This is a genomic window from Paenibacillus sp. p3-SID867, from assembly GCF_025142895.1.
GTDB lineage: Bacteria > Bacillota > Bacilli > Paenibacillales > Paenibacillaceae > Paenibacillus_AQ.
Genome location: NZ_JAMBDM010000027.1, coordinates 24,774 through 36,663, shown reverse-complemented (window position 1 = coordinate 36,663; position 11,890 = coordinate 24,774). Strand labels below are relative to the sequence as shown.

The 11,890-nt window shown below is 52.0% G+C and carries 11 protein-coding genes; all 11 read right to left on the bottom strand.

Annotated elements, in window-relative coordinates; genetic code table 11:
* Window positions 1–106 precede the first annotated feature (106 nt).
* Window positions 107–595: a S1 domain-containing RNA-binding protein gene (locus tag M4D81_RS31515; RefSeq protein ID WP_009591896.1), complete on the bottom strand. Its 489-nt coding sequence runs from the start codon at window positions 593–595 to the stop codon at window positions 107–109.
* A gap of 114 nt (window positions 596–709) precedes the next feature.
* Window positions 710–1,060, bottom strand: coding sequence for an FtsB family cell division protein (locus tag M4D81_RS31510; protein WP_260069298.1), 351 nt, complete (start codon window positions 1,058–1,060; stop codon window positions 710–712).
* Window positions 1,061–1,071: 11 nt separating this feature from the next.
* Window positions 1,072–1,641: a spore cortex biosynthesis protein YabQ gene (yabQ, locus tag M4D81_RS31505; protein ID WP_071221076.1), complete on the bottom strand. Its 570-nt coding sequence runs from the start codon at window positions 1,639–1,641 to the stop codon at window positions 1,072–1,074.
* Window positions 1,638–1,919 carry a sporulation protein YabP gene (yabP, locus tag M4D81_RS31500; RefSeq protein WP_009591926.1) on the bottom strand — a complete coding sequence of 94 codons (282 nt, stop codon included), beginning with the start codon at window positions 1,917–1,919 and terminating at the stop codon, window positions 1,638–1,640. Before yabP ends, yabQ begins: the two co-directional genes overlap by 4 nt.
* A 218-nt stretch (window positions 1,920–2,137) precedes the next feature.
* Window positions 2,138–2,416, bottom strand: coding sequence for an RNA-binding S4 domain-containing protein (locus M4D81_RS31495; RefSeq protein ID WP_076326537.1), 279 nt, complete (start codon window positions 2,414–2,416; stop codon window positions 2,138–2,140).
* The gene (locus M4D81_RS31490; protein WP_009591918.1) at window positions 2,416–2,688 is read right to left on the bottom strand and encodes an HU family DNA-binding protein; all 273 of its coding nucleotides are present in this window, start codon (window positions 2,686–2,688) and stop codon (window positions 2,416–2,418) included. The genes M4D81_RS31495 and M4D81_RS31490 overlap by 1 nt, the downstream gene beginning before the upstream one ends.
* Window positions 2,689–2,854: 166 nt before the next feature.
* Window positions 2,855–4,369: a bifunctional methyltransferase/pyrophosphohydrolase YabN gene (gene yabN, locus M4D81_RS31485; RefSeq protein ID WP_260069297.1), complete on the bottom strand. Its 1,515-nt coding sequence runs from the start codon at window positions 4,367–4,369 to the stop codon at window positions 2,855–2,857.
* 93 nt (window positions 4,370–4,462) lie between these two features.
* Window positions 4,463–6,142, bottom strand: a complete 1,680-nt coding sequence (locus M4D81_RS31480; RefSeq protein ID WP_260069296.1) for a putative polysaccharide biosynthesis protein — start codon at window positions 6,140–6,142, stop codon at window positions 4,463–4,465.
* Window positions 6,143–6,340: 198 nt separating this feature from the next.
* Window positions 6,341–6,883: a stage V sporulation protein T gene (spoVT, locus tag M4D81_RS31475; protein WP_071221080.1), complete on the bottom strand. Its 543-nt coding sequence runs from the start codon at window positions 6,881–6,883 to the stop codon at window positions 6,341–6,343.
* A gap of 326 nt (window positions 6,884–7,209) precedes the next feature.
* The gene (locus M4D81_RS31470) at window positions 7,210–8,295 is read right to left on the bottom strand and encodes a peptidylprolyl isomerase (protein WP_071221081.1); all 1,086 of its coding nucleotides are present in this window, start codon (window positions 8,293–8,295) and stop codon (window positions 7,210–7,212) included.
* Window positions 8,279–11,806 carry a transcription-repair coupling factor gene (gene mfd, locus M4D81_RS31465; protein WP_260069295.1) on the bottom strand — a complete coding sequence of 1,176 codons (3,528 nt, stop codon included), beginning with the start codon at window positions 11,804–11,806 and terminating at the stop codon, window positions 8,279–8,281. The genes M4D81_RS31470 and mfd overlap by 17 nt, the downstream gene beginning before the upstream one ends.
* Window positions 11,807–11,890: the final 84 nt, after the last annotated feature.

The following is an 11,890-nucleotide window of genomic DNA, read 5'->3' as shown; positions in this document are numbered from 1 at the left end:
ACGACAGCGCCGTAAATTGCGTAGGAACCTGTCGTACCCTTGGATGCAACGACAAAAAAACCGCAGAAGGCGATTTCCCTCTGCGGTCAGTTTATATTTTATCGAATTACATACGTTTGGCTCCGCGTCCACCGCGTTTGCCTTCCGTATTCTTCTTAAGCGAAGAGATCCGTTCTTCACTGTCTTTTAGGAAGCGTGACATTTTATCCTCAAATGAAGGCTTGTTGGCCGCAGGCTTAAACGGGCGTCCGCCGCGTTCACGGTTGAATCCTCCACCACCGCCACCTCCGAATCGTTCTCCGCCGCCTCCACTGCGTTCCGGTCTCGGTGCGCGGGGTGGACGACTTTCGGAAGCCGGCTTGTCGACAGCCTGCTTGATCGAAAGACCGATCTTGCCGTCCTTGTCGACATTAATCACCTTCACGGTTACGACGTCGTTGATTTTCAAATGATCGTTGACATCCTTAACGTAATTGTCGGCGATCTCCGAGATGTGAACGAGACCCGTGACACCTCCTGACAGATCCACAAATGCTCCAAAATGCGTTATGCCTGTCACCTTGCCCTCTAACTTGGTGCCCACTTCAATTGCCATAGAATAAAATGATCCTCCCTTAAAAATATACAGTCCGATTTAGAAATCGCGCTGCGGTGATTTGATTATACGATAATGACCTAAACAAGGTCAACAGACGTCTGTCATGCCTAATTACGGCTTTTCGCCCGAATTTTGGGGCTGAATGATCGGCGTCTCATTTGGCAGATACAGTCCAAACTTCTTGCGGGCAATCTGCCCGATATATTCAGGGTCCTTCAATCGCTCCACTTCATGAGTAATCTGGATTAGCGACTGTTCAACGGACTTATAATCCTCTTGCTTTTGAGCAAGCGCTTCGTTCTGATTACGGATGCGGTCATTCTGGGACCAGAGCGTTGAACCTGCCCAGATCAAAAACAGCGCCATCATCGCCACAAACATTCTTTTACGCCGGCGTGCGCCCTTGTTCTTTGTCTTGGTTTGTTGGGGAGCCTGCTTCGACGGATCAGCAAATCTTCCCATGACCATACCTCCTAAAACCAGCGCTTCCACGCCTTAATAACCTTGTCCGCGAATTGCTTGCTCCATGCCGGCAGCCTGACTCTGGATGTGATCGGTCTCAGCATCCATTTCAAGAGTCGCCAAAAAGGCATGAGGCATTTAAGGACTAAACGCAACAGCGACAGGAGAAACTTCCATAGAAACCTTAACAATCCCAAGATGAGCATCAGGATTCCTTTGATGGGATTCCACACTAACATACGGAACAGCTTGTACAAAAAGGTCAATAAGCCTTTTGTCACTTGAATTAACATTACCACAAAACGCTGGGTTATGACACTCCATAATAAAAAATAGATCCAAACCCCTATAAACAGGCCCACAAACACATAAAAACGCAGTTGACCGTCATTGGTCACGTACAACATGCGAAAAATGAAGAAGGCTGCCGCAATCCAGTAAAGGAAGTCCAGGGTATGCTTGGACCATTGCGGGAAACGGAGCTGCCCTGCCAGCACCCGGTAGCTGTCGAAGGCGACTCCCATCGCTGCTCCGGAGAAGAGCATCCAGAGCAGCGTGATCCATTGTACGCTGGGGTTCATTTAAACAGCTTACCCAGCAGACTCTTGTTCTTGGTCTGCGAACCGGGATTCAAATAAATCAGTGAATGCACCTGACCTTCAATCGACAAAAGCCCCTCTTCCAGGCTGAGATTTTTAATATGTAAATTTTGCCCCCGAATGGTGAGATGCCCAAGCTCGGTTTGAAGCAGAAATTCTTCGCTATCAAAGCTCTCCACATTTTGGACACCCGTAATGTCCAGCAGCTTCCGGTTCTGCATCCGCAGGTCATGAAACTTACCCTTCCCTTGGTCGATCATGGCATGTACCCCTCCTTTTAACAATAGCTTATGGGAAGGTGCCTGTCTTTAGAACCGGAAGAAGAACAACCGCTTCAGGAATGATCGTGACGCTGCGACGAAAGCCAGGGGACAGAAAGAGAGCAGGAGTCTCCAATGGTTTATACATCCATGATAAACATAAAACGCCCCCACACCATATGGTGAGAGGGACGTTTGATGGAACGGCTTTGGGCTGCTTACCAGTCCAATCCGCGATCTTTAACGATCGGTTCTTCCTTGACCAAGGTGTAGAGGCTGGTCGCCTCATCTTTACGGGTTGTCTCGGTAAGACGCTCGACCCGGACGGTCACCAGCTTCTGGCCAAACTGGACGGTGATCTCATCGCCCAATTTAACCGTGCTGCTCGGCTTGGCCTCGCGGCCATTGATCAGCACCCGACCTTGATCCGATACATCTTTCGCTACGGTACGCCGCTTGATTAACCTCGATACTTTCAGGAATTTATCGACGCGCATTATTTTACGGCTTCTTTAAGCTTGTTACCTGCCTTGAACGCAGGAACGTTGGATTCTGGAATTTCGATCGTGTTACCTGTTTGCGGGTTGCGGCCAGTACGTCCAGCGCGCTTGCGAGTTTCGAATGTACCAAAGCCGATCAATTGAACTTTATCGCCATTAGCCAAAGCTTCAGTGATTTCGCCAAGGAAGCCGTTCAGGACGTTCTCTACGTCTTTTTTTGTCAAACCACTTTTACCGGAAATGTTGTTGATCAGATCTGTTTTGTTCATGAATTAAATCCTCCCAATTATCAGAAAAATATAAGATTTTACGGTTATTCGGTTAAACCGCCTTGCAATCTGCAAGATTTCACCATTAATGATTATTCTGGATGCCTTGCGGAATTCCTGCCGCAAATCCCTATTTTTTTATTTTTTACGTGAAAAGTTGCCCTTTTCACACGTCGATGCCGCCGTTTTGTGCCGATCCCGATTTAGCTGCCTGCCATAGGGCTTCCATCTCGTCCAGAGTACTTTCCTGCAAGGTTTTCCCCTGGGCGGCAAGCTGCTCCTCTATGTAGCTGAAGCGACTGACAAACTTCCGGTTCGTTCTCGAAAGCGCCTCTTCCGGATCCGCACCGATAAATCTTGCCGCATTGGAGACCGCGAACAGCAGATCGCCGAGCTCCAGTGTTGTATCCTCATCAGACTGGCCCTCGGTCACCGCCTGCCTCAGTTCACCGAGTTCCTCTTCAATCTTCTGGAACACGCCTTCGATATGATCCCAATCGAAACCAACCTTGGATGCCTTCTTCTGGAGCTTGTACGCCTTCATCAAGGCGGGAAGATCCCGCGGGATGCCATCCAGCGCCGAGGCTTTCTCTGGTGAGAGCCCCTTGCGACGCTTCTCTTCCGCTTTCATCTGCTCCCAGTTCTGCAGGGCAGATTCCGCGTCTTTGGCGCTGCTCTCGCCAAAGACATGCGGGTGCCGGAAGATCAGCTTGTCATTCAGCGCTTGAATGACATCATACACCGTAAAGGTACCGAGCTCCTCTTCCATCTGGGAATGCAGCATAATCTGCAGCAGCAAATCCCCAAGTTCTTCCTGCATATGCTCAGGATCATCCTCATCAATCGTCTCCAACACCTCGTAGGTTTCTTCGATGAGATTTTTGCGGATGGATTCGTGGGTCTGCTCGCGGTCCCACGGACAGCCTTCAGGACTGCGGAGAATGCCAACGATCTCATGGAGCCGGGCAAACGTTCGCTGCCTTAGCTTGCTGTCATCGCTTCGGGGTACGTAGATCAGCGACAAATTCCCGTAGCCGTCGATGCGATCGAGTTCAAAGAGCGGTACTTGCTGTATCGATTCCTCGCCCTCAACGCCCAGCGCATGGCCGACAATGACTGGATAATCGTCCGGATACAGCTCCATGAGCGCCAGTTTAACTTCCGAAGCCGTAAACATGTCATACACCTGGCCGATCAGGGTATGCAGCTGCGGCTGGATGACGCTTGCCCGAAGCTCAGCCGCATCGAGAAGCTGGAAGCCCTCAATGGGATCGAAACCAAGGCGAACGAAGGCCTCGTCCAGAAAACTCTCACCGCCGAGCACCGTAAGGGTCACATCCTCTCCCGGGCAGCGTTCCCGCAATAACCGAACCGTTGCCTCCGCTACCATGGGATGCCCGGGCACCGCGTAGACAATCTCGCGATCCTCCTCAGCAGCTTTGGCCAAGTTGATTAGCGCGGATGCAATGGATTCGTACACCTCGGGAAATGTGTCATACGCTTCATACACATGGTCAAACGATTCCGGTTCAATCTGGAATTCATTCAACGCAGCAATGACGGGATGAGATAATGTACGCACATACACCTTCGATGCCCGTTGCATGGTTTTTATGATACCTATCGTCAATCGATCCGGATTCCCAGAACCCAAGCCGACCACCGTAATGGATGCACTCATACGCTACTTCCTTTCGTCTTCGTCCGCCTTGTCGACGTCATTATCGTACACTACTATAGCACAGAAGATCAAACATCTCACAATCGGCCCGCTTCAGCGCAGCACACGCAGGGCCCGCAAGAAGGCTGCCAGCGGTCTTCCGACCTTCGGCAGCATCCGAAGCTCCTCCTCGGTGAGGAGCTTCGTGAGCGCGGCGCCGATAAGGAAGGCGCCGCATCCGGCCGCGACGCCGCTCAGGCTCGCTGCCGCGTGGGTGAGGCGGCCTGGGGCGAAGCCGGCCGCCGCCAGGATGCCGCCGGCGGCCTCACCTGCGGCCCAGGCGGCCAGCGCCACTGCGGCGAGGACCGGCAGCGTCCTCGCGAGCATGCCTCCGGCGTCAAGGCGGGCGCCGGCGCTTCGCGAGAGCAGCGCGAGGTTGAGCGCGGCGGCGGTCATATGCGCGGCCACGCCGGCGATGGCTGCGCCGGTAATGCCAAACTGCGGCACCAGCAGCAGGTTGAGCAGCAGCTTGAGCCCTGCCGCAGCCAGCAGATGAACCGCCGGGGCCTTTACAATGCCGATGCCTTGAAGCAGCGCGGCTGTAATCGTGCTCAGCGTACCCCCGGCGGCTGTAAAGGCAATCACCTGCATCGTCACCGTCCCTGCGGCATCCTCGTACAGCATGACGTTAATCGGCTCAGCCAGCACTGCCAAGCCTACGGAGGCCGTCATCCCGATCAGCCAAAACCAGCGGAGGGCCATGCGGGTTTGGCTTGCAACCCGGCTGGACTCTCCCTTGAACTTGGCCTCTGCCAGGGCAGGGATAAACAGAACCGACAACGAAGTAGCCAGCATCGTAACCAGCTGGACAAGCGGCAGTCCGCGGTTATAGACCCCAAACTCTGCCATAGCCGTTGCTTCGCCCAGTCCGCCGGATGTCAATAACCGGGGCACCGTGAAGGTATCCACCAGTCCAATCAGCGGAACCGCGAGCAGACTAAGACAGACCGGAATTCCATAAGCAAGCAGGCGGCCAAGCAGAACACCCGCTCCCTCTCTAGATACATCGGCACGCATCCTCGTTTCGTTCATACCCGCTGCGCTGATTCCGTGACCAACTTTTCCTTGTGCTTTACTCCGAGTTGCCCGGAGATGCTTGCGCCAGTACAGTCCCATCACCACCAGACCGGCAGCTCCACCGGCAGCAGATCCGAGCAGTGCCCCGGCGGCAATCACATCGGAATCGGCGCCAGCCCGTATCATGTAAAGGAGCAGCGCAATCATAACCCCGACACGGACAACCTGCTCCGTAATCTGGGAGATCGCCGTCGGCACCATATTGTGCAGCCCTTGAAAATAACCGCGGAGGACCGACATCCAAGGCACGAATGCCAGCGCCAATGCGCCTGCGCGGAGGGCGGGTACAACCTGACTGCTTCCGATCCACATCCCGATCCACGGAGCGCAGACATACATCAGCAAGCCGAGAATCATACCGAACAGCACCAACGAGGCGGAAGAAAGTCGGAGCAGGCGATGACCGTCCTCGGTGCGCCCTTCAGCCTCATATTCTGCCACATATTTGGAGACCGCTGCAGGGAAACCGACCGCCGCTATCGTAATGATCATCATATAGAACGGATAAACCGTATTATAGATGCCAAAGACGGCATCCCCGCCCATATTTTGCAGCGGTATTTTTTGCAGTGTGCCAATCAATTTGGACAAAAGCGCGGCCGCACTGAGAATAAACGCTCCCTGTAGAAGCCTTGCCCCTGTTTGATCTGGTTTCATATCCTCTTCCAATCCCCTAGTTTCTTTTTCCGTAACATAGACCGATCATCATTCAGATGCTGCCATATGCACTTCCATTATAACCAAGGGTGTGAACGTGGTACAAAAAAAGAAACCGGACAACAAAAACTCCCAGCTGCCGATTGACCTGTGATCAACGTTCAGCGGGAGTCTCCATCAAGGATTCATGTCCTCGTCTTACTGTTCCATTTGCTTGCCGAGGAAGCCTGCAGCAGTTTCAGACATCTTCACTTCCATCTCACCCATATTCACGGATTCGTCCTTGTTCAGCAGCACAACACTGCCAATCGGGTCTCCACCAGCAATGATAGGGGCAGCGACAAATGCGGACAGCGTTTCCGGATTGTCTTTACTGATCTCATACGTACCGCTGTTGCTTTCCAGCACCGTCTTGCGATTTTCCATGCAGTTTTCCAGAAGGTTGCCGATCGGCTTGTCCAAATATTCCTTCTTGGAGCCGCCTGCTACAGCGATAAATGTATCACGGTCCGATATGATCGTGATGTGACCTGTGCTCTCATAAAGGGACTCTGCATATTCCTTCGCAAAATCACCCAACTCACCGATCGGTGAATATTTCTTCAGAATGACTTCTCCATCCCGGTCAACGAAAATTTCCAGCGGGTCGCCTTCGCGAATCCGCAGTGTGCGTCTAATTTCTTTTGGAATGACCACGCGCCCGAGGTCATCAATACGGCGGACGATACCAGTAGCTTTCATGTCACTTGTTGCCCCACTTTCATAAGAAGATTTTTCAACTACTGTTCCATTCGGGAAGAGGATGTCCCCAGGTATATAAGAGTTAATGTCTGACCATAGTATTCATCCATTCCCAATTCCTTATACATCATCTACCCTCTGTTGGTTGCGAAATCCAAAAATAAATATCATTCGAAAGAGACTGACGTCAAGGGAGAAAAAATCCATAACGCGCGATTTCGCACGTTATGGATTCGAAGACCCCACCATTTCTTCCGTGCGCTGGCATACATCCGGCATTGCCCCAACGCATTACAATATCATTGCCCGACCGCTTGTCTGCGGGCTTATTTACCTGTGTCGTCCTTGCCTGCATCCGGTGTTTGATTACCTTCCGCCGGTTTGTCGGTTGTACCGTCTGTCTTCTGGTCTCCCGTGCCCTCGGCAGGCTTGTCCGCATTCTCGCTTTTCGGAAGATTCATGCTCTCAATCAGGTCGTTAAGCTCATTCTGCATGAAGTTGTCGATCTTCGCCGAAGCCAGCTCATTTCGAATGCCTTCCTTCTGATCGGCAGGCAGCTTGTCGTAAGACACTTCCTCACGCTTCTCCACTTTCATGACATGGTAGCCGTAATCGGTTTCTACCGGGTCGCTGATTTTGTTCAGTTCCAGCGTTAAGGCCTTTTCCTTGAATTGAGGCACCCAGCTGCCTGCGGGTTTGTTCTCGTACAGACCCCCGCTGTCCTTGGAGCCCGGGTCCTGGGAGTATTCCTTCGCCAAAGCAGCAAAATCCTCCCCTTTATTTAGCTTGGACTGTACTTCCTTGGCAATTTTGAGCGCCTCGCCCTCCGGTCTCTCCTTGCCTTCGGTATCTTGAAAACCAATCAGGACATGACGAACGCTAATGTTGGTATAATCCTTCTTGTTCGCATCGAATTCCTTCTTGATATCCTCTTCTTTCACCTGATTCTTCTCGTGCTCCATGACGGTCATGACGCGAAGCATATAATTTTTGAGGTCGTCTTCCGTCAATTTCTGCGATTCCAGAGCAGCTTTAAACTGCTCCTCGCCCATCCCGCTCTTCTGCTGCTTTAACAAGTCATCCGCTTGCTTCCCGGCAGCTTCCTTCGCTTTATCGTCGGCTTTGGCGTACAGGTATTCATAGGCTACCCCCTGTTTCGCCAAATACTCTTTAAATTCATCCATTTGTAAAAATTGGGCGTATTCCGGGGACATGAACTGAATCATGCGCTGTTCCAGATCAAATTCCTTCTCGGTAATTTCTCCACCCTTATATTTGACGATAACTTTGCTATTATCATCTTCGGTTCCCTTAGTCTTGTCGTTTCCGCACGCAGCGATCATCGACATGGATAGCACTGCTGTGATGGATACAATAAACGTCTTCCATGCCTTGTTATTTCTTGACGGCATTTTGTAGTTCTCCCTTCAGGTTGAATGGCCCTTTTGCGGCCTCCAGGAATTGCTCCAGCAATTCTAACAGTTGTTGATCGGAAAGTCCCTTGCCTTTGATTCGAATGGCCATCGTCGGCCCTTGTTCAAATTGTACACGTCTTTCGAACATATTTCCAATTTGCGCAAGCCCTGTTGTATCAACCGCTTTGTCCTGCCCTTCATAAAACTGCAGCAGCACATCATCGCCGCGCTGAATAATGGAGTCGATCCCGTACGTACGACCATATACCTTCAAACGGGATACGGCAAGCAGGTTACTTACCGCAAGCGGCAGCTCGCCAAAGCGGTCAAGCAGCTCGTCCTCAAGCTCAGCCGATTCGTCGATAGACGAAACGACAGCCACTTTTTTATAAATTTCGATCTTCTGAATGCTGTCATAAATGTAATCAGACGGCAAGTAAGCATCAATCCCCAGATCGATCGAGGTGTTCCAGTCCTTCGATGGCAGTGGCGGCTCACCCAGCATGCTGACTTTGCGCTTCTGAATCTCCTCCGCCAGCATCTGTGAATACAAATCAAACCCGACGGAAGCAATAAAGCCATGCTGCTCCGCTCCGAGCAGGTTGCCCGCTCCGCGAATCGACAGGTCCCGCATCGCAATCTTGAATCCGGAGCCAAGCTCCGTGAATTCTTTAATGGACTGCAGCCGCTTCTCGGCCACTTCGGTCAACACCTTATCCCGTTGGTACGTGAAATAAGCATATGCGATTCGGTTGGAACGTCCGACGCGTCCGCGCAGCTGATATAGCTGGGAGAGGCCCATTTTGTCCGCATCATGCACGATAAGCGTATTGACATTCGGGATATCCACGCCCGTCTCAATAATGCTTGTGCTCACCAATACGTCGTATTCGCCGTCCAGGAAGTCGAGAATAGTCTTCTCCAGTTCCGTTTCCGACATTTGGCCGTGTCCGACCCCCACTCGGGCCTCCGGTACCAGCATGGATATCTGGGCTGCCATCTCCTGAATGCCCTGAACCCGATTGTAAAGATAGTAAACTTGACCGCCCCGGGCCAGCTCTCGCTCGATCGCTTCCCGCACCAGGGTCTGGCTATGCTCTACGACATAAGTCTGCACTGGAAAACGATTCTCTGGCGGTGTCTCGATCACGGACAAATCCCGAACACCGAGCATCGACATATGCAGCGTGCGCGGAATCGGCGTTGCCGTCAGCGTCAGCACGTCGACATTGGTCTTCAGCTTCTTCAATTTCTCCTTATGCGTAACGCCAAACCGCTGCTCCTCATCCACGATCAGCAGTCCCAGATCCTTGAACACAATATCCTGCGACAGCAGTCGATGCGTTCCGATCAGAATATCGACGGAGCCCTGCTTTACTTTCTTGATCGTCTCATTCTGCTCCTTACGGCTCCGGAAACGGCTCAGCACCTGAATGTTGATCGGATAATTGGCGAAGCGCTCCCGGAACGTCTCGTAATGCTGCTGGGCCAAAATCGTCGTCGGTACCAGCACCGCAACCTGCTTCCCTTCGATCGCCGCTTTAAAGGCAGCTCGAACCGCCACTTCCGTTTTCCCGTAACCGACATCACCGCACAGGAGCCGGTCCATCGGTCGGTTTTGTTCCATGTCCTTCTTGATTTCGGTAATGGCCCGAAGCTGATCGGGTGTTTCATCATATGGGAACATGTCCTCGAATTCCTGCTGCTCCGACGTATCCTTCTCAAAACCGTATCCAGGCGCAGACTGACGCTCGGCATACAGCTTAATCAGATCGTCGGCGATATCCTGAACGGAAGAACGAACCTTGTTCTTAACCCGTGTCCATTCATTTCCACCCAGCTTGTAAACCTTCGGCTCCTTATCTTCGGAACCGACATATTTCTGTATGAGATCGATCTGCTCAATCGGAACGGACAGCTTATCGCCCCCGGCATACAAAATATGCATGTAATCCTTATGGATTCCGTTGATTTCGAGCGTCCCAATCCCCATATATTTCCCGATACCGTGGTTTTGATGCACCACATAGTCGCCGACTTTGAGCTCCGTATAACTCTTGATGCGCTCGGCGTTGTCCATATTCTTCGTGGTTTTGCGTGTTTTACGCTGCTTCGAGGAGAACATCTCACTCTCTGTAATAATTGCAGCATGAACCGAAGGCATCTCGAAGCCATTTTGCAAATGCCCTTCATACATCACCGGTTCTTCGATGCCATAGTCCAGCAACACCCGCCGCATACGGTCCATCCGCTCTGCATCGCCTGCCAACATCATGACCTGAACGCCCGACTTCTTCCAGCGTTCCATCTCGGCCTTGAGCACGTTCATCTGTCCATGGAAATCCTGCATGCCGCGCGTAATCATATTGACAATATTTTGCGGCTGCATTCTTGGCACCTGACGCAGGAAGATGGAGATCAACAGACTCTGATAGGGATGCTGGTAGATCAGTTCTTCCGTATCCAGCGACAGCGGCAGATCCGGCAGCGATTTGCCATTTTGCATTAGATGCAAATTCCATTCCGCTTCATCCCGCTCCAGCTGCTTGGCTGTTTCTAACAGCCGAGCAGGCTCATCCATAATCAGAATGGTATCCTTCGGCAAGTAATCATATAAATTGGTCTTCTCCGGATACAACAGGGAGATATATTTATAGATTTCAGGGAAATACATCCGCTCGCGCAGCATCTCAACTTCCCGGTGTATTTCGTCCCGCAAACGGAGCTTGGCCTGACGATCACTCATACGTTCGAGCTGCGTCTCCAGCAGACGGGCCACCGTATCCGCTGTGCGACTAAGCCTCTCCGAATCGGCGATAATTTCCTTGCATGGTGTAATGGTGACTTCCCGGACCTTATCAATCGAGCGCTGATCCGCCGGGTCGAAGGTACGAATCGAGTCGATATCCTCATCAAACAGTTCTACGCGGTACGCCATGGTCGTTGTCATCGGGTAAAAATCGATGATACCGCCGCGGACACTCATCTCGCCGCGGCTCTCGACGCGCTCCACCCGTTCATATCCCATCTCGATCATCTGGTTCAGAAAGGATTCCAGCACGAGTGTCCCGCCGTCATGGAGCACGATTCGGGCATCGGACATCACTTCGGGAGCGGGAAGCAGGCGACGCACGCCGGAAAATGGCGCAACGACAATACCCCGGAAGCCTCTTGCACATCGGACGAGAACATCAATCCGCTGCGCCAGAGTCTCGGGGCTTGAAACGGCCGACTCGGCCGCTACCAGCTCATTCGCCGGGTATAATAACACTTGATCCGGTGAGAGCGCTTCCTGTAAATCATCCGCAATTTTCTGGGCTGAAAACATATTATGAGTGACCACGAGCAGCGGGCGCTGCTGGTCCTGGTGCAATGCGGCCATTAAGATCTGTCTGGACGACCCGGAAAGACCGGAGATCAATTGCTCCCTCATGCCGGCTTGGACGCCAGCGGTTATGGATTTGAAGTCCGAATCCTTCGAAAATACATCAATAAGTGCTTGTAACAAAAGGGGGCACCTCTCTTATGCAAAAGAAATGAATTTCCTAGACTCTATTTCTCATGGAATTTTAGACGATTGCCAAAAAATTAT